The organism is Paraburkholderia sp. NPDC080076 (assembly GCF_050281145.1).
Lineage (GTDB): Bacteria > Pseudomonadota > Gammaproteobacteria > Burkholderiales > Burkholderiaceae > Paraburkholderia.
Genome location: NZ_JBNNWQ010000014.1, coordinates 205,421 through 232,143 on the forward strand (window position 1 = coordinate 205,421; position 26,723 = coordinate 232,143).

The 26,723-nt window shown below is 62.4% G+C and carries 24 protein-coding genes; 14 read left to right on the plus strand and 10 right to left on the minus strand.

Annotation, left to right across the window (positions count from 1 at the left end):
* The first annotated feature begins 28 nt into the window (after positions 1 to 28).
* The 8 genes from ACQKRQ_RS37775 to astE all read left to right on the plus strand — a co-directional run bounded on the left by ACQKRQ_RS37775 (position 29) and on the right by astE (position 9,290).
* A complete protein-coding gene (locus ACQKRQ_RS37775) occupies positions 29 to 820 on the plus strand; it encodes an ABC transporter ATP-binding protein (RefSeq protein ID WP_132375049.1) in 792 nt (263 codons plus the stop codon).
* Positions 821 to 857: 37 nt separating this feature from the next.
* A complete protein-coding gene (locus ACQKRQ_RS37780; protein WP_427482743.1) occupies positions 858 to 1,907 on the plus strand; it encodes a GlxA family transcriptional regulator in 1,050 nt (349 codons plus the stop codon).
* 167 nt (positions 1,908 to 2,074) lie between these two features.
* Positions 2,075 to 3,310: an aspartate aminotransferase family protein gene (locus ACQKRQ_RS37785; RefSeq protein ID WP_427482745.1), complete on the plus strand. Its 1,236-nt coding sequence runs from the start codon at positions 2,075 to 2,077 to the stop codon at positions 3,308 to 3,310.
* 41 nt (positions 3,311 to 3,351) lie between these two features.
* Positions 3,352 to 4,410: an arginine/ornithine succinyltransferase subunit alpha gene (gene aruF, locus ACQKRQ_RS37790; RefSeq protein WP_427482781.1), complete on the plus strand. Its 1,059-nt coding sequence runs from the start codon at positions 3,352 to 3,354 to the stop codon at positions 4,408 to 4,410.
* The gene (astA, locus tag ACQKRQ_RS37795; protein ID WP_132375045.1) at positions 4,407 to 5,438 is read left to right on the plus strand and encodes an arginine N-succinyltransferase; all 1,032 of its coding nucleotides are present in this window, start codon (positions 4,407 to 4,409) and stop codon (positions 5,436 to 5,438) included. The genes aruF and astA overlap by 4 nt, the downstream gene beginning before the upstream one ends.
* Before the next feature lie 2 nt (positions 5,439 to 5,440).
* Positions 5,441 to 6,904, plus strand: a complete 1,464-nt coding sequence (astD, locus tag ACQKRQ_RS37800; protein WP_427482747.1) for a succinylglutamate-semialdehyde dehydrogenase — start codon at positions 5,441 to 5,443, stop codon at positions 6,902 to 6,904.
* A gap of 9 nt (positions 6,905 to 6,913) precedes the next feature.
* Positions 6,914 to 8,254 (plus strand): N-succinylarginine dihydrolase, encoded by a 1,341-nt coding sequence (astB, locus tag ACQKRQ_RS37805; protein ID WP_427482749.1) that lies wholly within the window; start codon positions 6,914 to 6,916, stop codon positions 8,252 to 8,254.
* On the plus strand, positions 8,238 to 9,290 hold the full coding sequence (gene astE / locus ACQKRQ_RS37810; RefSeq protein WP_427482751.1) for a succinylglutamate desuccinylase: 1,053 nt from the start codon (positions 8,238 to 8,240) through the stop codon (positions 9,288 to 9,290). The genes astB and astE overlap by 17 nt, the downstream gene beginning before the upstream one ends.
* Before the next feature lie 63 nt (positions 9,291 to 9,353).
* On the opposite strand, the gene gstA is transcribed toward astE, so the two are convergent.
* Positions 9,354 to 9,974 (minus strand): glutathione transferase GstA, encoded by a 621-nt coding sequence (gene gstA, locus ACQKRQ_RS37815; protein ID WP_427482753.1) that lies wholly within the window; start codon positions 9,972 to 9,974, stop codon positions 9,354 to 9,356.
* Between the two features lie 127 nt (positions 9,975 to 10,101).
* Between gstA and ACQKRQ_RS37820 the strand changes: the two genes are divergently transcribed.
* Positions 10,102 to 11,010, plus strand: a complete 909-nt coding sequence (locus ACQKRQ_RS37820; RefSeq protein WP_427482755.1) for a LysR family transcriptional regulator — start codon at positions 10,102 to 10,104, stop codon at positions 11,008 to 11,010.
* A gap of 246 nt (positions 11,011 to 11,256) precedes the next feature.
* Positions 11,257 to 12,051 carry an ABC transporter substrate-binding protein gene (locus tag ACQKRQ_RS37825; protein WP_427482756.1) on the plus strand — a complete coding sequence of 265 codons (795 nt, stop codon included), beginning with the start codon at positions 11,257 to 11,259 and terminating at the stop codon, positions 12,049 to 12,051.
* A 130-nt stretch (positions 12,052 to 12,181) separates the two neighbouring features.
* Here ACQKRQ_RS37825 and ACQKRQ_RS37830 read toward each other — a convergent pair whose 3' ends face one another.
* A complete protein-coding gene (locus ACQKRQ_RS37830) occupies positions 12,182 to 12,940 on the minus strand; it encodes an acetoacetate decarboxylase (RefSeq protein ID WP_132375039.1) in 759 nt (252 codons plus the stop codon).
* Between the two features lie 261 nt (positions 12,941 to 13,201).
* Here ACQKRQ_RS37830 and ACQKRQ_RS37835 point away from each other — a divergent pair, with 261 nt between their 5' ends.
* Entirely contained in the window at positions 13,202 to 14,572 is a 1,371-nt protein-coding gene (locus ACQKRQ_RS37835) for an EAL and HDOD domain-containing protein (RefSeq protein WP_427482758.1), read from the plus strand.
* Between the two features lie 136 nt (positions 14,573 to 14,708).
* Here the strand turns inward: ACQKRQ_RS37835 and ACQKRQ_RS37840 are convergent, their stop codons facing one another.
* Together ACQKRQ_RS37840 and ACQKRQ_RS37845 are read right to left on the minus strand one after the other, a co-directional pair.
* Entirely contained in the window at positions 14,709 to 16,166 is a 1,458-nt protein-coding gene (locus ACQKRQ_RS37840) for an HDOD domain-containing protein (protein WP_132375037.1), read from the minus strand.
* A 115-nt stretch (positions 16,167 to 16,281) separates the two neighbouring features.
* Positions 16,282 to 18,096, minus strand: coding sequence for a putative bifunctional diguanylate cyclase/phosphodiesterase (locus ACQKRQ_RS37845; protein ID WP_427482760.1), 1,815 nt, complete (start codon positions 18,094 to 18,096; stop codon positions 16,282 to 16,284).
* A 303-nt stretch (positions 18,097 to 18,399) separates the two neighbouring features.
* Here ACQKRQ_RS37845 and ACQKRQ_RS37850 point away from each other — a divergent pair, with 303 nt between their 5' ends.
* The 3 genes from ACQKRQ_RS37850 to ACQKRQ_RS37860 all read left to right on the plus strand — a co-directional run bounded on the left by ACQKRQ_RS37850 (position 18,400) and on the right by ACQKRQ_RS37860 (position 21,073).
* A complete protein-coding gene (locus tag ACQKRQ_RS37850) occupies positions 18,400 to 19,734 on the plus strand; it encodes an EAL and HDOD domain-containing protein (RefSeq protein ID WP_427482762.1) in 1,335 nt (444 codons plus the stop codon).
* Positions 19,735 to 19,933: 199 nt separating this feature from the next.
* Complete coding sequence (locus tag ACQKRQ_RS37855) at positions 19,934 to 20,497, plus strand: peroxiredoxin (protein ID WP_132375034.1); 564 nt, start codon at positions 19,934 to 19,936, stop codon at positions 20,495 to 20,497.
* A gap of 111 nt (positions 20,498 to 20,608) precedes the next feature.
* Positions 20,609 to 21,073 carry a hypothetical protein gene (locus ACQKRQ_RS37860; protein ID WP_427482764.1) on the plus strand — a complete coding sequence of 155 codons (465 nt, stop codon included), beginning with the start codon at positions 20,609 to 20,611 and terminating at the stop codon, positions 21,071 to 21,073.
* 89 nt (positions 21,074 to 21,162) lie between these two features.
* Here ACQKRQ_RS37860 and ACQKRQ_RS37865 read toward each other — a convergent pair whose 3' ends face one another.
* The 6 genes from ACQKRQ_RS37865 to ACQKRQ_RS37890 all read right to left on the minus strand — a co-directional run.
* A complete protein-coding gene (locus ACQKRQ_RS37865) occupies positions 21,163 to 21,414 on the minus strand; it encodes a PAAR domain-containing protein (protein WP_427482766.1) in 252 nt (83 codons plus the stop codon).
* Between the two features lie 83 nt (positions 21,415 to 21,497).
* Complete coding sequence (locus ACQKRQ_RS37870; RefSeq protein WP_427482768.1) at positions 21,498 to 22,166, minus strand: hypothetical protein; 669 nt, start codon at positions 22,164 to 22,166, stop codon at positions 21,498 to 21,500.
* Positions 22,163 to 23,074 carry a hypothetical protein gene (locus ACQKRQ_RS37875; RefSeq protein ID WP_427482769.1) on the minus strand — a complete coding sequence of 304 codons (912 nt, stop codon included), beginning with the start codon at positions 23,072 to 23,074 and terminating at the stop codon, positions 22,163 to 22,165. The genes ACQKRQ_RS37870 and ACQKRQ_RS37875 overlap by 4 nt, the downstream gene beginning before the upstream one ends.
* 76 nt (positions 23,075 to 23,150) lie before the next feature.
* A complete protein-coding gene (locus ACQKRQ_RS37880; RefSeq protein ID WP_427482771.1) occupies positions 23,151 to 23,843 on the minus strand; it encodes a hypothetical protein in 693 nt (230 codons plus the stop codon).
* Positions 23,827 to 25,212: an N-acetylmuramidase family protein gene (locus ACQKRQ_RS37885; RefSeq protein WP_427482772.1), complete on the minus strand. Its 1,386-nt coding sequence runs from the start codon at positions 25,210 to 25,212 to the stop codon at positions 23,827 to 23,829. Before ACQKRQ_RS37885 ends, ACQKRQ_RS37880 begins: the two co-directional genes overlap by 17 nt.
* A gap of 38 nt (positions 25,213 to 25,250) precedes the next feature.
* A partial coding sequence (locus ACQKRQ_RS37890) for a DUF2345 domain-containing protein (protein ID WP_427482773.1) occupies positions 25,251 to 26,723 on the minus strand: 1,473 nt, incomplete at its 5' end.

Here is a 26,723-nt window from a genome sequence, read left to right on the forward strand (position 1 = left end):
TGATCCGTATTTTCAAAGGGAGAGCATCTTGCTCCACACGACTCAAACCGAAGCTTGCAAGCTCGCCGTACAGGACATCCACAAGCGCTACGGCGACAATGAAGTGCTCAAGGGCGTGTCGCTCAATGCGAATAAGGGCGACGTGATCAGCATCATCGGCGCGAGCGGGTCGGGCAAGAGTACCTTCTTGCGCTGCATCAATTTCCTCGAGCGGCCGAACGCCGGCCAGATCGTCGTCGACGGCGAGACCGTGAAGACCAAAACCGACCGTGCCGGCAATCTCGAAGTCGCCGATCACAAGCAGCTGCAGCGCATCCGCACGAAGCTCGCCATGGTGTTCCAGCATTTCAACCTGTGGGCGCACATGAATGTGATCGAGAACATCGTCGAAGCGCCGATTCATGTGCTGGGTCTGAAGCGCAAGGAAGCCGAAGACCGCGCGCGGGAATATCTCGAGAAGGTCGGTCTCGCGCCGCGCCTCGAAAAGCAGTATCCGTCGCATCTGTCGGGCGGTCAGCAGCAGCGTGTGGCGATTGCCCGCGCGCTGGCCATGAACCCCGACGTGATGCTGTTCGACGAGCCGACTTCCGCGCTCGACCCCGAACTGGTCGGCGAAGTGCTGAAGGTCATGCAGAAGCTCGCCGAAGAAGGCCGCACCATGATCGTCGTCACGCACGAAATGGGTTTCGCGCGCAACGTGTCGAACCATGTGATGTTCCTGCATCAAGGCCGCACCGAAGAAGAGGGCTTGCCCGCGGAAGTCCTGACCTCGCCGCGCAGCGAGCGGCTCAAGCAGTTCCTCTCCGGCAGCCTGAAGTAACGCGCGGCTCGCGCCGTAGCGTTTGACTCGCTCAGCGATGGCTCGCACGTCCAGCCCGGCTCGGACCACGCAGGTCGCAATCGTCGCCTTGCCGCCCGTGTCGATGTCGGGCGTCGGGCCGATTGTGGACGCGCTCAATCTCGCCAATGAAATCGACGGCCGCGCGCTGTACCGCGTGCAGGTGTGTTCGTGGGACGGCCGCGCGGTGCCGCTCGCGGGCGGCGCGCACTGGCCGGCCGACGCCGCCTTCGGCGATGCGATCTCGTGCGACTGGCTGATCATCGTCAGCGAGCGCTTTCAGCAATTCGCCGATTACCGCCTCTTTCTTGCCAGCCTCTCGCGCGTCGGTCAGCGCACGCCGCTCGTCACCGGCATTCATCACGGCGTATGGTGGCTCGCCATGGCAGGGCAGTTGTCCGGCTATCGCGTGAGCGTCAATTGGGAAACCTATCAGCAGTTCTCCGAGCAGTTCGAGCGCTCCATCGTCACGCAACAGATTTTCGAAATCGACCGCGATCGCGCGACCTGTGCGGGCGGCCAGGCGACCGTCGACTTCATGCTGGCGATGATCGGCCGCGAGCACGGTCCCGAACTCGCGGACCGGATTGCCGATACGCTCGGCGTCGGCGTGCTGCGCGCGGGTGAGGAACGTCAGCGCATTCCGTTCGTGACCGCGCCGGGCGAACGCCATCCGCGCCTGAACGACGCGTTGCTGCTGATGGAAGCGAATATCGAAGACCCGCTCACCACCGACGAGATCGCGGGTCTGGTCGGCGTATCGCGGCGGCAGTTGGAGCGCCTCTTTCGCCAGTATCTCGGCTCGATGCCGTCCAAATACTATCTGGGACTGCGGCTTTCGAAAGCGCGCACGCAATTGCAGCGCACCAGCAAGTCGGTGGTGCAGATCAGTCTTGCTTGCGGTTTTTCGTCGGCGGCGCACTTTTCGAATGCGTACCGCGAACGCTTTGGTGTCACACCGCGCGAGGATCGTCGGAACTGGATCGACAAGCAGACCGGCGCGAGCGGCGCCACGGCCAGCGAGCCGCGGCCGGGCGCGCTGATCGAACCGCCGGATCAGGCGGATTGAAGCTGACTGAGACGCGGACTGAATCGCGGACAGAAACGCGCTGGCCAGGCGCTAAACCCGCCCCGTTCGCGTGGAACCTCATAGAAAGCGTCGCGTATGCGCAAGACGGATCGCGTGCGGTTTCCTACACTACCTGTATTACCTCTCACCTGTAACGAGGATTTGCCATGAACGACCTGACAGTGACACGCCAGACCTTCGACGAAGTCATGGTGCCGGTGTTTTCGCCCGCCGCCTTCGTGCCGGATCGCGGTCTCGGCTCGCGCGTCTGGGATACGCAAGGCCGCGACTATATCGACTTCGCCGGCGGCATCGCCGTCACCGCTCTGGGTCATGCGCATCCCGAACTGCTGAACGTGCTGCACGAGCAGGGCGGCAAGCTGTGGCACATCGGCAATGGTTACACCAACGAGCCGGTGCTGCGCCTCGCCAAACGCCTCGAAGACCTGACGTTCGCCGACCGCGCGTTCTTCGCCAACTCGGGCGCGGAAGCGAACGAAGCCGCGTTGAAGCTGGCACGCCGCGTCGCGTTCGACCGCCACGGCGCGGACAAATTCGAAATCATCTCGTTCACCCAGTCGTTCCATGGCCGCACGTTCTTCACCGTCAGCGTCGGCGGCCAGCCGAAGTATTCGGAAGGCTTCGGCCCGGTGCCGGCCGGCATCACCCACTTGCCGTACAACGACATCGAAGCCGCGAAGAAAGCCATCGGCGCGCAAACCTGCGCTGTGATCGTCGAGCCGATTCAGGGAGAAGGCGGCGTGATCCCGGCGGATCCGGCGTTCCTGAAGGCGCTGCGCGAAGCCTGCGATCAGCACGGCGCACTGCTGATTTTTGACGAGGTACAAACGGGTGTGGGCCGCAGCGGCTATTTCTACGCGTACGAGGAAACCGGCGTGACGCCGGACATCCTGACTACCGCCAAGGCGCTCGGCAACGGTTTCCCGATCGGCGCGATGCTGACCACCAACGAACTGGCCGCGCATTTCAAGGTCGGCGTGCATGGCACGACGTACGGCGGCAATCCGCTCGGCGCGGCGATCGCCGAAAAGGTGGTCGAACTGGTCAGCGATCCGAAACTGCTCGAAGGTGTGCGTTCGCGCAGTGAAGCGTTGAAGGGCCACCTCGCCAAGCTGAACGAACGCTTCGGTCTGTTTACGGAAGTGCGCGGCCGGGGTCTTCTGATCGGTGCGCAATTGACCGACGCATTCAAGGGCCGCGCGAAAGACTTCGTCACGGCGGCAGGCCAGCATGGCGTGATCATGCTGATGGCCGGTCCTGACGTGCTGCGTTTCGTGCCGTCGCTGATCATGCCGCTCGACGACATGAACGAAGGCTTCGAGCGACTCGCGAAGGCCATCGAAACGATCGTCGGCGCGAAGGCTGAAGCGGCGTCGCATTGATTCACGGCATTGATCACGCGTCACATTCAACAGGAACGATGATGCTCTTCGTACGCCCAGGCCGCCTCGCCGATCTCGACGCGCTCGAACACATGGCGCGCACCGCGCAACCGGTGCTGCATTCCCTGCCGCACGACCGGCGTGCGCTCGAAGCGCGCGTCGCGTTGTCGGAAGACTCGTTTCGCGCGGAGGTCGATTTCCCGGGCGAGGAGTTCTATCTGTTCGTGCTCGAAGATGCGCTGAGCGGCAAGCTGATGGGCACGGCGAGCATCGTCGCCGCGGCCGGTTACTCGGACCCGTTCTACGCGTTTCGCAACGACGCGCTGATTCATGCGTCGCGCGAACTGCACGTGAACCGCAAGATTCACGCGCTGACCATGTCGCATGAGCTGACCGGCAAGAGCCGTCTCGCGGGCTACTACATCGATCCGTCGCTGCGTGGCGACGCCGCCGCGCATCTGATGTCGCGCGCGCGGATGATGTACATCGCCGCCAATCGCAAGCGCTTCACGCCCGAGGTGTTTTCGCTGCTGCTCGGCGTCACCGACGAGAACGGCGTGTCGCCGTTCTGGGAAGCGGTGGGGCGCAAGTTCTTCGGCCGCAACTTCGCCGACATCGAGATCGAATCGGGCGGCCGTAGCCGCACGTTCATCGCCGAAGTGATGCCGACGTATCCCGTGTATGTGCCGTTGCTGCCCGAGGCGGCGCAGCGCGTGCTCGGCGAGCCGGATTCGAAGGCTTTGCTCGCATACGACATTCATATCGAGGAAGGCTTCGAGACGGATCGGTATATCGACATATTCGACGCGGGTCCGGTGTTGACCGCGCAAGTAGATCGCAGCGCCTGCGTCACGCGCAACGAAACGCGTGTGGTGCACGAGAACCATGCGGCCGCTGACGGTTCGACGTATCTGATCGCGCATAACGGCGCCGATGGCGAATTCCGCTGCGTGCTCGGCGAATTGCCGGCAGGTAAAGAAGCGGGCGCGTCGTTGCCGCACGCGGCGCGTGCCGCGCTCGGCGTGGAAGAGGGCGACACGGTGCGCTGCGTGCCGCTGCACCAGCCGCATCAGGAAGAACAATCGGGAGAGGCACGATGATCGTCGTTCGCGTTGTGCAACGAGGCGATGTGGACGCGCTCATGCGGCTCGCGCAGGAAACCGGCCCGGGTCTCACCACCTTCAAGCCGGACCGCGAGGCACTCGCGGCACGCGTGGAACGCGCGCGCCGCACGATGGAAGACAAGGCCGAGCCGCATGAAGCCGGCTACTTCTTCGTGATGGAAGACACCGACACGGGCGACGTCGCCGGCGTGTGCGGAATCGAAACCTCGGTCGGCCTGCAGCAGCCGTTCTACAACTATCGCGTGAGCACGGTGGTGCACGCGAGCCAGGACCTCGGCATCTGGACGCGCATGCGCGCGCTGAACATCTCGCACGACCTGACGGGTTATGCCGAAGTGTGCTCGCTGTTCCTCAGCCCGCGTTATCGCACGAGCGGCGTGGGCGGCCTGCTGTCGCGTTCGCGCTTCATGTTTCTCGCGCAGTTTCGCGAGCGCTTTCCGCAACGTCTGTGCGCGGAATTGCGCGGCCATTTCGATGCCGAAGGCACCTCGCCGTTCTGGCGCGCGGTTGGTTCGCATTTCTACCAGATCGATTTCAACGCGGCGGACTACCTGAGTTCGCACGGCCGCAAGGCGTTTCTCGCCGAGCTGATGCCGCGCTATCCGGTGTATGTCGAGTTGTTGCCGGAAGAGGCGCAGCAATGCGTCGGCCTCACGCACAACGACACGATTCCGGCGCGCCGCATGCTCGAATCGGAAGGGCTGCGTTACGAGAACCACGTCGATATCTTCGACGCGGGGCCGGTGCTCGAATGCCATATCGCCGACTTGCGCACGGTGCGCGAGAGCGTGGTGGTGCCGGTCGAGATCGGCGCGTCGAGTGCGCCTCAGGACGGACCGAAATCGATGGTGTCGAATACGTCGTTGAGCGATTTTCGCGTCGGCGTCGTGGCGGGCGTGCCACAGGACGGCGTATTCCGCCTGAGCGCGCTCGAAGCCGCGGCACTCGACCTCAAGGCGGGCGACCTCGTGCGCGTGCTGCCGCAGAAACACAAACAGGGATGATCATGAGCGAGCTTTTCATCGACGGCGAATGGGCCGCCGGCACAGGACCCGCATTCGCGTCGCACAACCCGGGCACGGGCGCGACGGTGTGGGAAGGCAACAGCGCCTCGGCGGACGACGTCGATCGCGCGGTGTGCAGCGCACGCCGCGCGTTCGCCGCGTGGTCGGCGTTGAGCCTCGACGAGCGTTGCGGCGTGGTACGCCGCTTCGCCGCGCTCGTGACCGAGCGCAAGGAAGCGCTGGCTGAAGCGATCGGCCGCGAAACTGGCAAACCGCTGTGGGAAGCGCGCACCGAAGCGGCGTCGATGGCGGCCAAGGTCGAGATTTCGATTCAGGCCTATAACGAACGCACCGGCGAGAAGCGCTCCGCGATGGCGGACGGCACAGCGGTGCTTCGGCACCGTCCGCATGGTGTGGTGGCCGTGTTCGGGCCGTACAACTTTCCCGGTCATTTGCCGAACGGGCATATTGTGCCGGCGCTGATCGCGGGCAACGCGGTCGTGTTCAAGCCGTCGGAACTCGCGCCCGGCGTGGCCGCGCTCACCGTGCAGATCTGGCGCGATGCCGGTTTGCCGGCAGGCGTGCTGAATCTCGTGCAAGGCGAGAAGGACACCGGCATCGCGCTCGCGAACCATCGGCAGATCGACGGCCTGTTCTTCACGGGTAGTTCGGATACCGGAACATTGCTGCACAAGCAATTCGGCGGGCGGCCGGAGATCGTGCTGGCGCTGGAAATGGGCGGCAACAATCCGCTCGTGATCGGACCGGTGGCCGATGTCGACGCCGCCGTGCATCACACGATTCAATCGGCGTTTCTGTCGGCGGGTCAACGCTGCACCTGCGCGCGCCGCATTTTCGTGCCGAACGATGCATTCGGCGACCGCTTCATGGAACGCCTCACCGAGGTCACCTCGCGCATCACCGTTGGTGAATACAACGCCGATCCGCAGCCGTTCATGGGTGCTGTTATCTCGGCGCGTGCTGCGTCGCGCCTGGTCGCGGCGCAGGAACGTCTGCTGGCCGATGGCGCCAAGGCGCTGCTGAAGATGGAACAACGCGACCCGAAGCTCGGGTTCGTGACGCCCGCGATTCTGGATGTCACAAGCGTGAAGAACCTGTCGGACGAAGAACACTTCGGGCCTTTGGCGCAAATCATCCGCTACGGCAGCTTCAACGAGGCGCTGGAACAGGCCAACGACACCGAGTTCGGCCTCTCCGCCGGCCTGCTCGCCGACGACGAAGCGCTCTGGACGCACTTCCAGCGCACCATCCGCGCGGGCATCGTCAACTGGAACCGGCCGACCAACGGCGCATCGTCGGGCGCGCCGTTCGGCGGGCCGGGCCGCTCGGGCAATCACCGGCCGAGCGCTTACTATGCCGCCGACTACTGCGCGTTCCCGATGGCATCCGTCGAAAGCGCGCAACTGCAAATGCCCGCGAGCATCTCGCCGGGCCTTCAATTCTAAGGATCGACGATGCAAGCCACTGAAGCCAATTTCGACGGCCTGGTCGGCCCGACCCACAACTACGCGGGGCTCTCGTTCGGCAACGTCGCGTCGCAGAACAACGAGAAGTCGGTTGCGAATCCGAAGGCGGCCGCGCGGCAAGGCCTGCGCAAGATGAAGCAACTCGCCGATCTCGGCTTTCATCAAGGCGTGTTGCCACCGCAGGAGCGTCCTTCGATGCGTCTGTTGCGCGAGCTCGGTTTCTCCGGCGACGACGCGACCGTGATCGCGCGCGTGGCCAAGGACGCGCCCGAGTTGCTGGCCGCGGCGAGTTCGGCTTCGGCGATGTGGACCGCGAATGCGGCGACGGTGAGTCCGTCCGCGGATACGCACGACGGCCGCGTGCATTTCACGCCGGCCAATCTGTGCAGCAAGCTGCATCGCGCGATCGAACATGAATCGACGCGCCGCACGCTGCGCGCGATTTTCAACGACGCCGACCGTTTCGCGGTGCACGAGGCGCTGCCCGGCACACCGGCGCTCGGCGACGAAGGCGCGGCGAATCACACGCGCTTTTGCGCGGAATATGCGGCACGTGGCGTCGAATTCTTCGTGTATGGCCGCAGCGAGTATCGTCGCGGGCCGGAGCCGAAGCGCTTCCCGGCGCGTCAAACCTTCGAGGCGAGCCGCGCGGTCGCGCATCGTCACGGTCTCGCCGATGCGGCCACGGTGTACGCGCAGCAGAACCCCGACGTGATCGACGCGGGCGTGTTCCATAACGACGTGATCGCGGTTGGCAATCGCAATACGCTGTTCTGTCATCAATTGGCGTTCGTCGAACAGAACGCGGTGTACGACGAACTGCGCTCGAAGCTCTCCGGTCTGAAGGCGGACTTCAACGTGATCGAAGTGCCCGACGCGCAGGTGAGCGTGGCCGACGCCGTCACCTCGTATCTGTTCAACAGCCAGTTGCTGACGCGCCCGGATGGCCAGCAGGTGCTGGTGGTGCCGCAGGAATGCCGCGAAAACCCGCGCGTGGCTGCTTACCTCGACGAACTGACATCACGCTCGGGCCCGATCGACGACGTGCTGGTGTTCGATCTGCGCGAAAGCATGAAGAACGGTGGCGGGCCGGCTTGCCTGCGCCTGCGGGTCGTGCTCGACGACGCGGAGCGCGCGGCGGTCACGCAAGGCTTGTGGATCAACGACACGTTGTTCGGCCGTCTGGATGCGTGGATCGAAAAACACTATCGCGACCGTCTCGCACCGGCCGATCTGACCGATCCGCAATTGCTCGCCGAATCGCGCACCGCGCTCGACGAACTGACGCAGATTCTCGGTTTGGGTTCGCTGTATGACTTCCAGCGCTGAGCGCGATATGCCGGTTTCGATGCTCGACGATTTCCTCGCCTACACGCTGGCGGGCACGCGGCCGGCCGCTGGTGAAGCACAAGGTACGTGTGCCGGCGGCGTGCGCTGGTCGTGGCTGGACGACGGCGTGCTGTTGATGGAACCGGCAACGCAGGAAGAGGGCGTGCGCAGCGTGCTCGTCTCTGCAGGCGTGCATGGCGACGAGACCGCGCCGATCGAACTGCTGGGGTTTCTGGTGCGCGATATCGCGCAGGGCACCGCCGCGCTGACTTGCCGCCTGCTGGTGATTCTCGGCAACGTCGACGCAATGCGCGACGCCTGCCGTTATCGCGATGACGATCTGAACCGCCTCTTCAGCGGCCGTCATCTGCAGGTGCCGCAGAGCTACGAGGCGCCGCGTGCCGCCGCGCTGGAGCAGGCCGCGACGCAATTCTTCGCGGCAGCGCCGGATCAACCCGGCGCGCGCTGGCATATCGACATGCACACCGCGATCCGCGCGTCCGCCTTCGAGCAGTTCGCGTTGCTGCCGCACACGGGCAAGCCGTTTTCACGCGCGATGTTCGAGTGGCTCGGCGAGGCGCGTATCAGTGTGGTGCTGTTGCACACCACCAAGGGCAACACGTATTCGCATTTCACCGCGCAGGTATGCGGCGCCGAAGCGTGCACGCTGGAACTCGGCAAGGTGCGTCCGTTCGGCCAGAACGATCTGACGCGTTTCGCCGGTGCCGATCACGCGGTGCGTCATCTGCTGGCCGGCATGCGTGGTGAGGCGCAGGGGAATCTGCCGCGGGCGTTCACGGTCATCGATCAGATCACCAAGCGAAGCGATGCGTTCGAATTGCTGGTCGCCGCCGATGTGGCGAATTTCACGCCGTTCGCGAAAGACACCGTGCTCGCGCGCGATGGCGAGTATCGCTATGTCGTGCAGCACGACGAGGAGCGGCTCGTGTTTCCGAATGCGACGGTCAAGCCCGGTTTGCGCGCCGGCTTGATGGTCGTCGAGACGACGCAGGACACGCTGTCGAAACTCGTGTAGGCCACCACGCAAGACCCAAACGTTGCGCGCCGAGGCGCGCAACGTTTTCCCTCAGGCCGCCGCCTAGGCCGCGTTCGCGCGGATCAAGCCTTCGGCCACCATCGCTTCACGCACCTTCGGGCGCGCCGCTACGCGCTCCAGATACGCGCCCAGCTTCGGATAAGCACCGAGATCGATCGACAGCATGCGCGCCCAACTCAGCACCGTGAACGCATAGGCATCCGCGACCGAAAACTGTCCGGTCAGATAATCGCGTGTCGCCAGCACACGCTCCAGTTCGCCAAAACGCGTCGCGAGTTTCGCGCGGCATTCGGTCTTCGTCGATTCGGCGGTCTCCTGATGCCACAGCCAGGGACTGAACGTCTTGTGCAACTCGGTGCTGATATACGTGAGCCAGCCGAGCGCTTCGAGCCGTTGCGGCGAACCCGCGGGCGGCAGCAAGCCCGCCTCGGGCACGAGATCGGCGACGTATTGCAGCAACGCGGCGCCTTCCGTGTGGCGCGAGCCATCGGCGAATTCGAGCAGGGGCACATAGCCGCGCGGCGAGATTGCGTAATAGTCGTCGCCGTTGGCGAGCTTGTGCGTTTGCAGATTGACCTTGACGCCTTCAAAGTCGAGATCCGCCTCGCGCAGTGCAATGTGAACCGCCAGCGAACAGGCGCCCGGTGAATAATAGAGTTTCATGATGGTTTCGCTATGAACGGGAGTGAAGTGGCCGGCAGGTGCCGGTGGCGAGGCTCGTCGGCCGACAAGTCCATGTGGTAAAAGTAGCCCGGATCGGATTCCGAATAAACAGGCGGCTTGCCAAACCATGCGTGCAAAAACGCAATACGAACTGACTTCGGCGGATACGCAGACCATTCTCGCGCTGGTGCGCGCCGGCACGCTGGCGGAAGCCGCGCAGCGTTTGGGTATCGACGCGTCGACGATTTTTCGCTCGGTGCAGCGGATCGAGCGCGGGCTGGGACAGCGTCTGTTCGAGCGCTCGCGCAGCGGTTATCGCGCCACGCCGCTCGGCGCGCAACTGGCGCGACATGCCGAGCGTATCGAAAGCGAACTCGCGGCGGCGCGCTCCACGGTGCAGGCGAGCAGCGACCGCGTGTCCGGCAGCGTCCACGTGACGACCACCGATACCGTGCTCTACGGCCTCGTGCTGCCGGCGCTGCATGATTTCGCGGCGTTGCATCCGGCGTTGTCGTTCGAACTGACGGCAGCCAACAGTCTCGCTAGCCTCACCAAGCGCGATGCCGATATCGCCGTGCGCGCCACGCGCCGCGCGCCGGATCATCTGGTGGGCAAGCACGTGGGCCCGCTGCGTATCGCGGTGTTCGCCGCCAGGAGCAGCGGCATCCACGCGAGCGATGTGGATGCGCTGGCGCGCTGCGACTGGGCCGCTCCTGACGCCTCCCTCGGCGATCACCCCTCCGTGTTATGGCGCAAGCGTCATTGCCCGATTGTCGAGCCGCGCTACAAGACCAATAGCGTGATGGCCGTGTTCGAACTCGTGGCGCGCGGTTTCGGCGTGGGCATCTTCCCGACTTTTCTCGCGCGCGGCCGCGACGATCTCGTGCAATTGACGCCGCCGCTCGACGAAGCCGAGTCGCAAGTCTGGGTGCTCGCGCATCCGGAGTCGCGGCATTTGCCGCATGTGGCTGCCGTCTATACGCATCTGTCGCAACAACTCAGTGGCGATTTCGCAGCCGGCGACGGCGCGCGCTGACGTGTTTGTCTTTGCCTGCACGCGACGGCTATTTACACCTTTACGCGTAAGTCCAAAGCGCGTGCCCAGCAACGCGCCACGCGGCGCGCCCGCAGGCGCGGCAAACGAAGCCTGTACAATCGCGGCCTCGCGGCTGTTGCGCTGCACCACACCGGCCGCACGAGTTTGAATCGCATTTTTGGCGCGGCAATCATGCTTGCCCGGATTCGGCTCCGTCTTATTCAATACCGTAGAGGAACACCCGTAATGAAGATGAATTGGCGAAACATGGCTGCGCTCGCGCTGTTCGCGGCGGCAACGGTTACGGCCGGCACCGCATCGGCTGCCGATATCAAGGAAGTGCATTTCGGCGTCGAGGCATCGTATGCGCCGTTCGAATCGAAGTCGCCGGCGGGCGATCTGCAGGGTTTCGACATCGACGTCGGCAATGCCGTGTGCGCGAAGCTGAAGGCCAAATGCGTGTGGGTCGAGAACTCGTTCGACGGTCTGATCCCGGCCTTGCAGGCGCGCAAGTTCAACGCCATCAACTCGGACATGACGATCACGGATCAGCGCCGTCAGGCGATCGACTTCACCGATCCGATCTACACGATCCCGAATCAGATGATCGCGAAGAAGGGCAGCGGTCTCTTGCCGACGCCGGCTTCGCTCAAGGGTAAGCATGTCGGCGTGCTGCAGGGCACGATCCAGGAAACCTACGCGAAGGCGCGCTGGGCGCCGGCCGGTGTCGACGTCGTGCCGTATCAGACACAGGACCAGATTTACGCCGACCTCGCTTCGGGGCGTCTGGACGCCGCGTTCCAGGACGCGGAAGCCGCCTCGAAGGGCTTCCTGAAGAAGCCGCAAGGCGCGGGCTTCGAGTTCGCCGGTCCGGCCGTCAGCGACGAGAAGCTGCTCGGCGCGGGCGTCGGCTTCGGCATCCGCAAGGGCGACAAGGCCTTGAAGGACGCGCTGAACCAGGCGCTCAAGGAACTCAAGGCGGACGGCACGATCGACCGATTCGCGGCGAAGTACTTCGACGTGAAGGTGGTGGTGAAGTAACGCGCTACGCGTCTTCCGCGATTCGTTGTATGTGATGCAAACGGCCGCTATTGCGGCCGTTTGCATTTGCGCGGTGGCACGACATTGATGTCGAGAGAAGCCTCACCACGACGATCAACCGATCAACCGTTCAACGCACGTTCGCTTCCGGCTGATCGAGATAATCGAACACAACTTCGCCGAGACCGAGCGTCAGATCGGCAATCAGATGACGCGCCTCGACGATCTCCAGCACCGGCAACTCGGCAACCGGCGCGAGCGCGTGCGGCGCCAGTTCGAGCGCGGCCGGGCCGGTCCATGCGCCTTTCAGATCGATGTCCTGCAGGTAGTAGCGCACCAGTTCGCAGATGCGCGGGGTGCCGTCCACATGCGGAATCACCTTGAGCAGGAAGTTCGGCGTTTCTAGGCGTTTCTTCTGCTGCGCCAGATCGAGTTGACGATGCTTGTAGCCCATCGTGCCGGTGGCGATGCGCACCGGACCGTAGTCGAGCGTGCCGACGAGCGTGTCGGTATGAACGGCGAGCACCGGGTTCGCAAGCTTCTTCGGAAAGCCCCACAGCTCACGGCCGCCGGCGATCGGCGGATGGTCGTCCAGATACATGGCCAGCGTGTAGCCGCCCGCCACGCCTTTGTACGACACCGGAATCACCTGGCCGCTTTCCGTGTAATCGCCGAAGCCCGTCGAGTCCGGCATGCGGATGAACTCGTAATGCACCAGCGGCTCTCCGATTTCGAGCGGCTCGGGCACGACGGCGCGCAGTTTGTCCGGATCGGTGCGGTAGGTGATGATCAGGAATTCGCGGTCGATGAACCGGTACGGGCCCATGGGAAATGCCGGGCTCGTGATCGGCATGGCGAAGGCATTTGACAGCACGCTTTTGACGTCCATGTTTTTCCTTGGTGGTTAAACGCGGTTGGAACGCTTCTGCACTGCACAAGAGTATCGGCGATTTTGCGCCGGATCGCTTTCAGACTCATCTCCAATTATTTCGAGATATTGCTTCACGGACGTGTCCGCGCATGGCGGCCTGAGCTAAAATCGGCAGACGCACCGCGGGCCACGGGCTTCACACCTTGGGCCGTGCTGACGGTGCAGCGAAAATCAAAATACGGCAGTAAGCGCCGGGGCGGCGCTTAGCGGGGGAGTGCAATGACCACCATCGCAATCGAGAATCCGGGGCGCACGGGTGCAACGGACGATGCGCAATTGAATGCCAGCTTCGCGCGACAGCCGATTCTGAATCGGGACGGCATGCTGTGCGGCTACGAGATCAAGGTGCGCGCACCGGAATTGACCGCGGACATGCTGGAGGCCGCACGAGCCCCCGCGGACGCGAACAGTGGTGCCGACGCCTCGTCGTGCCGCGCGCCCGATCCGGCGCAACGCGTGGCGCGAGCCATCATTCACGGCCTGCTTCAGGGCAACGTGCGCGGCGCGCTGACCGGGCATCCGGCTTATGTCGACGTCAGCCGCGAGATGCTATTCGACGACGCGATCCTGCGGCTGCCCGCCGAGCGCTTCATGTTCGAACTGGCGCCGGCGATCGAGTTCGACGAAGCGCTGGTGGCGCGCATCGTCAAGTTGCACGGCCGCCGCTATCGCTTCGTGCTCGACGAGGTGACCCAGCCCAACGAAACCTTCGCCAAACTGCTGCCTTACGCGGAAGTCGTCAAGATCGATTTCACGGGCGTGCCGCGCGTGCTGCTGCCGAAACTGGCGAGCGTGCTCAAGTCGGCGGGCAAGCTGCTGGTCGCCTCGGGAATCGACGCGCAAGCCGATTTCGAAACGGCCCATGGACTCGGCTTCGATCGCTTCCAGGGTTACTTCTTCGCGCGCGCACAGACCTCGGCTTCGCGCCGCGTCAGCGCGCCGCGCCATGCGTTGCTGAACCTGCTGCAACTCCTCTCGGGCGATCCGACCGTCGCGCAACTCGAAGCCGAACTCAAGCTGAATCCGGTGCTGGTGATGCACCTGATGAAGCTCGCGAATTCCAGTGGCCTCGCCGTCGGCCACAAAGTCACGACGCTGCGCGAAGCGATCAACGCGACCGGCACCAACCGCATCGCACGCTGGACGCAACTGCTGCTCTATGCCGACGGCCGCAAAGTCGCCCTCGAGGACGATCCTTTGCTGCAACTCGCTGCGACCCGCGCGCGTTTCATGGAACTCGCGATCGAGCGCTTGCCCGAAGCCGGCCGCGACGAAGCCGATGCGGCGTTCCTGACCGGCGTGTTTTCATTCGTCGACGCGGTGTTCGGCGGCTCGCTCGAAAGCACCTTGAACGTGCTGACGTTGTCGCGTCCGATCCAGGCAGGCATCCTGCATCGACAGGGTGTGCTGGGGTTGCTGCTGAGCGCGGTCGAAGCGCTCGAACGCGGCGCATGGGATGAGATCGAAACGCTGTGCGCGCGCTTGCAGCCGTTGACGGTGGAAGAGGTCGCGGAACTGGGGCTAGCGGCGGGCGCGTGGGCCGGTGTCGCGGACCGCAGCGCGGAAGGGCTGGAACGAATCGAGGATTGAGGTCCGCGATTCAGCGGGAGGCCGCGGCATGCCATGCATGGCGGCCTCGGCGAGCCTGACTCGACTTCAACGTGGCGTCGGGCAAATACAGAACAGGTGAGAGTGAAGCGCCGTGATCAACGATCACGCCAGGTCTTCACATCGTCTCCATTTCCCGCATCTGCCCCAAGCCGAAAAAACGGCCTAACTCCTTGGCCAGTTCATTCAACACGCTCATCTCTTTCTGTGAGATGCGCCGTGGTTCCTGACTATGCGACCAGTCGCCGTAGAGCAGCGCCACGGTCGTGTCGCTTTCGTCGACGACCGGCAGCAGCACGAAGGCGCGGGCGTCGTCGAATGAGCGGCGGAACCATTCGGGCAGGCGCGCGACCATCTTCGGGTCGCGTGCGTTCTCGATGAAAATGCCCACCGAGTTCGCGATCGCCAGATGAAACACGTCGGGCTCGAAGGCGGTATTGAAGGTTAGCTTGGGCAACGCCGCGTCGATCTTCGGTCCGAGACCGAGGCGCGCCTTGAAGGTGCCGTTGCTGTGCTTGACGAACACCACGGTGCGCGCAAAGCCGAGGCCGGCGAGCAGCGTTTCCGCGGCCATCGCCAGCGCCGGCTGGAGTGGGCTGCCGTCGGGCAGGCCGCGCAGATCTTCGACGCCCACCGCGATGCGGGCCTCGGGATTGAGCGCCTCGCGCGCGATCGCATCCGCATTGGCGCGCAACTCGACGATTTCGCGCATCACGCCGTCGCCGCCTTCCTCGCGGGCGAGCGCCACGCTCATTTCGAGCAGCACTTCCGGGTCGGTGTTGAGCGCACCGCTATATTCCTGCGCCAGCTCGGCGATGCGTTGCTCGCGCTCCCAGTCCGGCATGTTCTGCTGGGTGAGCACGTCGGCGACCGCCGTCGAGTAATTGGTGATGGCGCGCAGCCACTGCACCTGGCGCGGCTGCGTGACGTCTTGCGGGTCGAACTCGCCCATGCCGGAGCGGATCATGTCGGGCAGACGCCAGCGCACGGCGGCTTCGGCGCCGATTTCGTCGAAGGTCACGCCGAGCACCAGCACACAGGCATCGGCTTCGAGCGTGCCGTCGTCCATATGGCGGCGAATCTGATCCCATTCGGCGTCGAGATAGAACACCACCAGCAGCTTGCCGATCTGCCGCATCAGCGTGCAGACCACGGCTTCTTCGCCCGCGCGCAGATCGCCGCGTTCGGTCAGCTTGCGCGCGACGCAGCCCGACAGCAGCGTGCGGTTCAGTTCGAGTTTTGCGTCGATGCGGCGCGGCGCGCTGTGATGGAAGTGATCGACGATCTTCAGGCCGACCACGAGATGGCCGACCGCGTCCATGCCGAGCACCATCAGCGCGCGCGACACGGTCGTGATGTTGCCGCCGAACGCCATGTACATGGCCGAGTTGGCGAGCCGCAGCACTTTTTGCGTCAGCGCGAAGTCGGACAGCACCACCTGCACGAGGCCGGTGAAGTCGAGGTCGTCATTGTTCATCGCCGCCATGGTGGAGCGCAGCGATTGCGACAGCATGGGGAAATCGCCGCGCTCGCTCATTCGCGTCCAGAGCCGGTCGAGCACCGCCGCCTTTACCATGTGAGTCCCGCCAAAGCCATACATGTTCCAATGAGTGCCACGCCGGCCAGAGGCCGGCTTGTTCCGCTGCATGAGCAGGCAGATGAGCCGCTACATGAGTGCTTTGCCTGCATTGCTATGCGCTGTGCAAGTGAAGCGTGCGCGCTTCGAAACGCTGCGCGAGTTCGTCGGAGGGCAGCGCCTTGCAGACGAGCCACCCCTGGATGTGGTCGCATCCCATCTCGGTGAGCAGGGTGCGCTGCGCTTCCGTTTCGACGCCCTCGGCCACCAGTTCGAGATCCAGTGTCTGAGCGAGGCCCACGACAGCGCTAACGATTGCCTGATCGTTCCGGGAGGTTAGCAGATTCTCGACGAAACTCCTGTCGATCTTGAGCTTGGCCAGCGGGAAGCGTTGCAGGTAAGCCAGGCTCGAATAGCCGGTGCCGAAGTCGTCGACCGCAAAGCGGATGCCCATTGCCGTCAGGTCTTCGAGCAGGCCCTTGGCATGCGCCGGGTCGTGCATCAGCAGGCTTTCGGTAATCTCGAACACGAGGCGGCGCGGATCGATGCCGGTCAACTCGATCGCCTCGCGCACGGAGTCCTTGAAGCGCGGATCGCGGAACTGCTGCGGCGACACGTTCACGGCCACGTATTGCAACGCGATGCCTTTCGCGTCCCACTGGATCAACTGCATGCAGGCCACCTTCAACACCCAGTTGCCGAGGAAGTTGATCAGGCCGATCGACTCAGCAAGTGGGATGAACATGGACGGCGGCACCAGTCCGTGCACCGGATGCAACCAGCGGATCAGCGCTTCCACGCCGACCACGCCGTGCGTGCGGCTGCTCGTGATCGGCTGGAAGTGTAGCGAGAACTCGCCGTTGCGCACACCGTCGTAGAGGTCGGCCTCCAGCTTAAGGCGTTCGGCGTCGGCGGGGTTGTCGTCGGGGACGTAGAAGGCGAGCGTGTTGCCGCCGGCTGCCTTGGCCTGCAAGAGGGCGTGGTCGGCCCAGCGCAGCAGGTGGGTGTCGTGGGCGGCGGTGTCGTTGGCGTGGCGCACGTCGGGATAGAGCGCGATGCCGATGCTCGCCGACAGATGCACCTGCTGGCCGTTGAATACATACGGCTGCTGGATCGCGGTCAAGAGGCGCCGCGCCAGCGTTTCGGCGGCGGCCGCCGCGTCGGTGCGGTTGGCGGCGGGCTTCACGAGGATCGCGAACTCGTCGCTGGCCACGCGCGCCACGGTCTCGCTCGGGCTCGTCATATTCAGTATGCGGCGCGAGGTGTCGCGCAGCATTTCGTCGCCGGCGTCGTAGCCGAGCGCGCGATTCACGCGCTGATAGTCGTCGAGGTCGAGCAGCAGCAGCGCGGCCGGCGTGCCGTGCGCGTCGGCTTGCTGCTGGGCGTCGAGCAGCGCCGGGATCAGCGCCGACTGGTTGGCCAGATTGGTCAGGCGGTCCAGATGCAGCGCCTGGGTCAGACGTTCCTCGGTGGCGCGCCAGGCCGACACGTCGAAACCGGCGATCGCATAGCCTTCGGTGCCGTCGTGGCTGCTGCGCACCACGCGCAGTTCGACGGTGATCGGGTAAGTGAGCGACTTGATGAGGCCGAGCGTGGCCTTCTCGACGTTGCCCGAGACGGCGGCGCGCGTCAGCAGGGTGTCCAGGCGTGGCACGTCGGCCGGCGCCACCAGGTCGTGCAGCGTGATGGTCTCGAGATACTCGCGGTGATAGCCGATGAAGCGCAGGCTGGCCTCGGACACATAGATGAAGCGCAGTTCGTCGTCGACGTGCGCCAACAGGTCGACGGCGCCGACCACCTGTTCCAGTTGCGCAGCGCGGCTTGCGGCCGTCTGCGGTTTGCCGTCCACGCGCCGGCCGAACGCACGAAGCCGGTCGATGACCGTGCGCAAGGAGCCCCGGCGGGGCGCGGTGATCCTGTTCGCTTCCATGTTTATCGCTGGCAACCTGTATTCGTCTGCAGGCGGGGCGGCTCACTGCCCGCCGTTTAAGGGCGGTTAAGAGGTATCAGGCCGCCCCATCAGAACGAGATAACGACCCCTGCGGGGAAATCTTTAGCGCCTGCTGTAAAAAACACGTGGTAAGGAAGCGCTTGCGCGGCCTGGCGGCGGCCCGGGACCGATTCAGTTAAAGTGCGGCTACTCGATGTCCGTTAATAGGACAAACCTCTGTTGTGCAGTGCCGGCTGAGACGTCGCTGCTGCGTAGCTTACCGAACACTTGCCCCGATGCTCCATGTCTGAACGCCATCAAGCCAAGGCCACTGCCCGGCACATCGAGGTGCTCGACGCAACCGCCGAAGGCGCTGAACCGCTGCCCGCCACCCAATTCGTCTATCTGGGCCGTCAGCCGATCCTCGATCGCGACGGCGCGCTCAATGCTTACGAATTGTTGTTTCGAGCCGGTGCGCATAACTACGCCGAAGTCACCGACGACGCCCAGGCGACGGCGCAGGTGGTGGCGCGCGCGATCGGCGGGATCGGCGTGCCGACGGTGCTTGGCCAGCATCGCGGCTTCGTCAATATCGACCGTGCGCTGCTCTTTAACGACATCGTCCATCTGATGCCGCCCGAGCGGTTCGTGCTCGAAATCCTCGAGACCGTGAAATTCGACGCGCAACTGGTCCGCCGTCTGGGCGAGCTGCGCCACGCCGGCTTTCAGGTGGCGCTCGACGACGTGAGCGAACTGTCCGACGAGCTGATCCGCGCGCTGCCGCACGCCGACATCGTCAAGATCGACTTTCTGCAGACCGACCGCGCCGTGCTGCCGGACCTGGCGGCGCTGGTGCGCGGGCAGGGCAAGACGCTGATCGCCGAAAAGGTCGAGACGCGCGAGGACTTCGCGCTCGCGCGTGAGCTTCGCTTCGATCTGTTCCAGGGCTACTTTTTCGCGCGGCCGCAGGTGCTGGCCGCGCCGCGCAACCGCTCGCCGCGGCCGGGCCTGCTGCGCCTGCTGGCGTTGCTGTCGCGCGATGCCGGCATCGTCGAGCTCGAAGCGGAGCTCAAGCTGAACCCGAGCGTGGTGGTGCAGCTGCTGCGCCTCGTCAATTCGAGCGCATTCGGGCTGGGGCGCAATATCGCGTCGTTGCGCGAGGCGATCATTGCCACTGGCACGCGGCAGATCGCGCGCTGGGCGCAACTGCTGCTCTACGCCGACACCGGTGACCTGCCGTGGCGCGCCGATCCGCTGGTGCAACTGGCGGGGACGCGCTCGCGCTTCATGGAGCTGGCCGCAGCCTGGCTGCGCCCCGCCGACGACGGATTCGCCGATGCCGCGTTCATGACCGGAATTTTTTCCCTGATTCACGTGGTGCTCGGCAGTTCGCCGGGCGCGGCGCTGGAGAAACTCGGCCTCGCGCCGCAGATTCGCGAAGCGATCGTGTCGCGGCGCGGCGAGCTGGGCACGTTGCTGCGCCTCGCCGAGGCAGCCGGCGAGGGCGTCGATGCGGCAGCGATCGCGCTGGGCCCCGACGCGCCGGGCGGTTTCGTGGCCTTTACCCCCGAGGTGCTGGCCGAGCTGAATCTGTCGGCCGCGGCCTGGTTCGGCGCGCATACCGAAGCGGCCGCCTGACGGGCGGACTGGCCGATCGCGCGCTTTCACTGCGTTCGCGGTGGCCGCGTTCACGGCAACGACTTCTGCATCCTTCAGGCTGGTTCTGACGTACCTTGTGAGTACGTGGTCCAATAGCGAAGTTGGCCGGCGTTCTCCTGAACGCATCGGCCTTGGGTTCATTGAACGAACCGCGTGCATCCACGCCTGGAGAAAGCAGATGAAGAAGAAATTCATATCGGCGGCACTGGTCGCCGCCGTGTCGGTCGGATTCGCCATGCATTCGCTGACGGCCTCGGCGACCCTCAAGCCGGGCGACGTGGCGCCGGCATTCACCGCGCAGGCTTCGCTGGGCGGCAAGACCTACACCTATTCGCTGGCCGACGAACTGAAGAAAGGGCCGGTGGTGGTGTATTTCTATCCGGCGGCCTTCACCAAGGGCTGCACCATCGAGGCCCACGAGTTTGCCGAAGCCGTCGATGAGTACAAGAAATATGGCGCGACGGTGATCGGCGTGTCGCACGACAACATCGACACCCTGACGAAGTTTTCGGTGAGCGAGTGCCGCAGCAAATTCCCGGTCGCGGCCGATGCCGATTCGAAGGTGATCGGCGAGTATGACGCGGGCCTGCCGATGCACGCGTCGATGGCCAATCGCGTGTCGTATGTGATCGCGCCGGATGGCAAGATCATCTATGAGTACACGAGCCTGTCGCCGGAGAAGCATGTCGAGAATACGCTGAAGGCGGTGAAGGATTGGGCAGCGACGCATAAGCAGCCTTAATGCTCAAGCTGGGCGCCGCGTGATTTTCGCAATGGTTTCTTGCTGTGCTCTTGCGGTGAGAGGTGGGCGTCGCTCGTGCTAGGCTGAGTTTTTTTGCCTTGTGAGCTTGCGATGCCGATTATCGTTGCATTGATTGCGCTTATCGCGCTGGTGTATGGCGCGGTGCGGGCGTTTTATGCCTTGCAGGCGGCTTTTGGGCTGGGTGTTGCTGTTGGCGTTGCGGTGCTGGCTGCCCTGCTCGTGGTAGCCGCCCTGGCTTATTGGTGGCGTCGTCGGAAAGAAGTCGCAGCGAATGTTCGGGATGGAGACTGGACTCACGAACTCAAGGGGAGTTGGGGGGCGGTGCGGCTCGCTGCCGACAAGCGGCTTTGTGAGATTCGTTTCGGCGAAGAGCAGGGTGCTTATATTTTTGCTGACTTGCTTGGGGCAGAGGTGCAGCGGCCTGGTGCCCAGTGGCAGGTTGTTTTGAAGGTCAAGGATCCTAAGCATCAGGTTTGGGTTTTGCCTATGTGGGATGAGCGGCAGGCTAAACAATGGGCGCGGATTTTGGTGCTTGCTATGGAGCAGAGGCTTTAGGGTTGCCCACGGCAGCGAGGCAGTAATGAGAACGCGAACGGTCTTCTGCGACAGTTATCGGTGATGGCAACCGGCGCATGGCTCGCCATTCATACCAGACTCGAAATCAGGCTGCATCCACACTTCGCGCGATGCCCCTGTCGCGCGACGGGAATACCGCGATCCGTGATCCTCCTGTCGCCTTCGATAATGATATTCGGCTGGACTTCAGGATGCAGCAGGCACTCGACGAGGTCACCCTCGCGGGCCACGCGCCGCCCGGCGTAGCGCATGGTTTGGGAGGCGGTGATGACGCTGCCGCCGTGGTCGGTGGTGTCGCCGAGTCGGATGAGGTCAATCATGGGTTTGCACCGTTAGGAGCAGAGGGAGCATCGACGAATTTGACGCTGTGAAGAACCCGAATAATCAAGGGTTAATCACGCAGTCATCGCCGCAATGTTAGCGACGAACAGGTGCGCGACGCCGCCAATGTCGCTCTGCCATCTTGCTGTATGACACAAACCGGGCTTTTTGCGCTTGCCTTAATCGTCGACCCAGCACACGGAAGATTCGTTTTCACGGTTCCACTGCGCTCTACACATACTGTTCCCGACTGCACAAGGAGCAACTCTTGAGCAACATTCAATTTGTGGTTCTTAAAAGCGTATGTGCGCTCCCACTCTCCATAGGCGTCGGCGCCGACAACCCGAAACTGGCCGGGCGTCAACGTATCAGCCGCCACTGGCAAATATCCAGAAAACTCAACGCCGTCTTTGTCAGCGTAGTACACCAGCATCTGTGCATTGAGGCCTAACTGTCCTGGGTTGGCCATGACGAGTTGGGCACCCGATTCACTGGCTGGCTGCGTTGTCCACGTTACTTGCGAACAATCGTCTGCGTCATCCAAACGCTGCGGCCCGACTAGCCGCTGATCACCCACGTGCGCCTCCAACAGTGACACTGCAATGGATTGAGCACCGGAGGCACCGTCGCAGGAGAAAACATACTTCGCGTTTTCAACGGCTACGGTTATAGAAGTTCCTTGAACATCCTGCGCAGATACCGGCAACAAGGGTCCGCAAGCAATCAAAATGCCAATCCATATCTTTTTCATAACAGAATCCCTTTGATTCTCAATGTTTCTGATTGACGCTGATCAAAATGCGCATCTGCCGGAAAGTCGGAAGGCGACTGCGCGTGGTCCCCGCGCACTTTGTTCGTTAGTTGGATTACGTTGTCGCTGTCCGCGATTGGTAAAAGTCGATTGTTGGCCCAGAAAAAACCAGCCGTATCAATTGACGTCAGGGGCTCGTCCGCTACGACCTCTGGGTCGTCAATAACTGGCAGCTTTAGAGATGCGACGAGCGACGCGATCGTGGTCGTGTCCTGAATTGGCAGCAGGTTTGCATGCTGCCCGGACGAGTACGGCGGATTGAATCCCCACCATCGAGGGTCGTGCCACCATCTAGCCCCGACGCTCTGCGGAGCGAGCCACCCGCGGTAAGAGAAGTACATCCCATAGTTCGCGCGACCGGTAAGTTGTTTGAATCCTCGCCCCCTGAATTTTCCGCCGTCGTTCCATTCGACGTTACCCAACCAGCCAACATAATTCTTCGCGCGTTCATACCGCCGAAAATACTCAAATGGACTCGCCAGGCTGCTGTCCGTATAGCGCCGACTGAGGGCGGTTGCCCGCGAGAACAGGTTGTATTCTGCCTCGCTTTCCGCAGGCATTGCGCCGCTAACGGACCAGCTCAGATCCATATTCTGCTGGTAGGACGTCAGCGTGCAGTCCTTCTCGTAATGCATACGGATAACCAGATCGCGACTGGTTCCAGCCGGAACGAGAGGCGCCTGAGGATGCAGCGTCGCAATAGCCGGAAAGCTATCGTCCTCACGATACGGGTGAGGCTCATTCGCAAAGAGCTTTGCGCCGCGAGGAACGAAGAACCACACGTCGCCGTAGACCGCGTCCGTGCGCGCGGGACTGTTGCCCAGCGATCCAGGGGCGCGCCCGATCATCTTCCTCGCCATCATCCGTAAAGGTCGATCATAAAGTTGATCCTTGCTTAAATATCGAATGCACGATACTTTGCGACTAGCGGTCGAGGGGCGGGAGAGGGTTTTTCAGATCGGCTGATCGTATCCATCCGGTAACAACAGGATCGCGGGTCGACGAAACGGTATTGGGGTTCGCAAACCGGACATAGGTATAGTCCCCGTGCTTGGAAATTATTAGCGCAATATCTCCTCTCAACAGAAATCGATTCTCTTTTCCTGCACCTGGCTTGCGATAGAAAAAGGTTTTTTTATTCGCAATTCCAATCCCGATAACGTCAATTTGCTTCTCGACTGAGAATTGCGTCACAGCGGGATCGTCGGGAGCTTTCCCGAAATCGGCTCCGATGCCGTTGCATGCACCTTGAGGCTTTTTCGTTCTAATAACCCATTTTCCAGACCTAATAAATAAATCTCCCGATACATCGAACAGCTTGTCCCTGTCCTTGTAAGCGAAAGAGGTTCGCTGAAAGTCGAAGCTATATGTTTCAATATCTATTTGGTTAGAAAATTTTTCATTTATTTTTTTGATTTTACCAATTCCTGAAAAAAGAAATGAACACGAAAATCTTTCATCCCGGGAGTCATAGTATCCATAGATACTATCTCCAGAGTGCATTGCCACCAAGAAAGGGTTGTCGAAAATAAATGCCTCGGCAGATATAGCCGAACTGCAAGCAAGTGCAGCCAATGCCACCGAGCAGAGGCGTCCAAATTTACTTATATTTGTCATAATTTTTCTTCATGGTTGCAGCGTAGGACGGGGGGCAGTCCGCGCCATTATAGGCTTGCGCGAAACTTTGCCAATTCTTGTGTTTGAGCGCGTCTAGAGCTATTGGGCTGACATATGAAACATAAGCAAAGAATAAATCCAACTGTTCGTTGATGCCGGTCATTACGCTATTTGCGAGAGCTTCCGGCGAAGAGTACCCGCACTCCTTGTAGAAGTATCCCATTACCTGAAATGCCCCCCACGAACATGCCATTAATGCGGCGTCGGAATTGAGATTCGCGGCTCTTATCATGCGCTCGTACTGATACATAACGTCTCTGTCGCTATGTGTCCAAGTCCCATCGTCTAAGGGCTTGCCGACGCTGTAGCCTCCTGATTTGGGCCAGGATAAATCAGGCACTTTTGGGAAAGGATTTTTTTGCTTCTGCCAAACGCCACTCGCCCTTTTATTCTCAGGCAACGACGCTCTTAAAAAGTAATGACGCTCGAATCGAATTTTTGGCAACCCATTATCGCAAAATCCTGATCCCGACGATTCAGTCTCGGCGACAGCCCTAACAGCAGCAACTTCACAATTTATTTTCCTCGCAATCTCGGCGTACTTCGCATCGGAAATATCCAAGGACTTTGGGGAGTTTAACCTGGATGCAAGCAGATTTATGGCAATGGTGCGCGGCATTCCTGTATCGACTACGCGATAATGATGCTCAATCGTGATTGAGGTTTTGGGTCTCTCGGTCGCGGGATCGGTCTGTACTTCCTTTTTTTTCGTCGGAAAGTCCTTTTTCACCTTTCCCTGCTCCGTGACCTTTTGAGCCGACCCTATGTAAGGGCCGAACTCGTTAACCAGTCGATGCATCGTCATGATTTCGCCGTCTTTCATTACCGGAATCGTCAGGTCCTGTTCGAATACATCCTTGGGCGTAAGTTGCGTTACTGCCTCCAGGTGATATTCGGGACTATTGATCGCGTAGGCCACTATGTCCTTCGTCGGCGTTACCGTGGCCTTGAGTACATATTGCCCGTGTCGGTTCCTGACCAGCACATCAAGCGGCTGGTCGCGCGCGGCGTTATGGATCGTTATCGCGTATCCGTCCCTGTCCGTCACTGCGTCGGTACTGTTGTTCACTGTAGCCACGGGTGCAGGGGTATCTGACTCAGGCGCGAACGGGACCGCCGGCTCGTCTGTTTCGGGTCCAATTGTCCAGGCGGCAGCCGGCGGTGCGCCGGTTCCGGCTGCAACCCGAACGGCCAGTCCCTCGATAGGGTGATTCAGTGCATCCCGGAAAACAATAGTCACTTCGACAAACGGACTTGGCGGAGCTTTCGGATGCGTCGGCGCATTCCCTTTATGATGCGGTTTATTCACAGATTCCCTCCAGCGCGTTCAACGTTATCGCCCGATAGTTACGCTTCGTCCTGGTCGTCCAGTTCGATGCCGTCATAACCTTGCTCGACAACCCCCCAATCACCCGCGCCAATCTCGCATTTGACTCTTGTGGGCTTGGACGTCTGGACGGCTACCGTAGCGCCTTCCTTCAACATGCCCTGCTGCTGGATCGTGCCGTCTGACAGGTAGATGCGATAAGGCTGGCTCTCCAGCGACGAGCCGATGCTGGTGGCCGGAACGAGCGTGCTGATATCAAAGACCTGCTTATATTGATGATCAGCGGCTTGTGGCAAGGCGCTGAGCGGAAGGGGCGGCAATGGCATCCTCATCGTTGCAGGCCCGGGCACATCCCACGACGTGGCTTTCTCAAGAATCTGGCCAGGCGTGCCATTCTCGATACCATCCGCCGCAATCCGTATGTAAGAGCCGCCAGCGCCGATCCACACTTCCTTCGCCGCCGTGATGACGACCCGGCCGTCTGTGCTGCTGATGGCGAGGTCTTTCAACGCTGCAAGCGCTATCTGGTCGCTTTGCGCCTGAATCTCCACCTTGCCCTTTGCCGCAATCAGTCTCATGCCAAGCTGATACGCGAACAGCGAAACGGCACCACGCACGGCAGCGAACAACGAACGGCCCGATGCAATGCTCACGTCGCGCCCGGTCGTCACCGCGAGGTCATACCTGCTTGCAAGATGGGTGCTCTGCGCCGCCGTCATACCGATCCCCGCCGCGCTCGCGAGCACCATGTCGGGCCGCGCCAGTTCCGGGAATGGATTGCCGTCCGTTATCGCGCTGCCACGGATGGCATCGTTCTGCGCCTTGATCTCGCCAATGGCGTCGCGCTGGTCAGCGCCGTCCTGCTGGGCGTTGTGCTGCCGTGCAACCTCCGCCATATCCTCATGCAGTTCGCGCGCCTGTGTGAGCCGCTGCACCGTCTCGCCCATGTCCTTGACGGGAGCCGCCGCACCCGCACGCGTTTCGGTACTGATCAGCATGCCCTGATTGGCGCGCAGCACGCCCCATGCGTCCGTCGCCAGTTCCCAGCCTTCGCCCCGCGCTTCCGTGCGCCCCTTGTTGCCGTCGATGCGCGTGTTGTAGCCGACGATCAGCCGCGACTGCGCGTAATCGCTGCTGACCTGTACCTGAAGTTTGCCGGGCGTGTCGTCGGCGACGATCTGGTTGGCCTGGAACCCTTTCAGTTCCTGCGTCCGCGTGCCGCTCAGTGCGTAGTTGGCTGGCAGTAACCACGGTGGCTGCCTGAACCGGTTGACCATCCGGTCGGCAATATAGGGCTTGTCGGGGTCGCCTTCGTGGTAGTTGATCGTCACTTCCTGCCCGATACGGGGCACGTAGATCGAGCCGAACGAGTTGCCCTGCCACGGCGAGGGCACGCGCACCCAGCAGCTCGCGTTCTCGTCCTTCGGCCTGTCCACGTCCCACAGGTAGCAGATCTTGACCCGGCCGTACGCATCGACCCAGGTCGTCTGGTC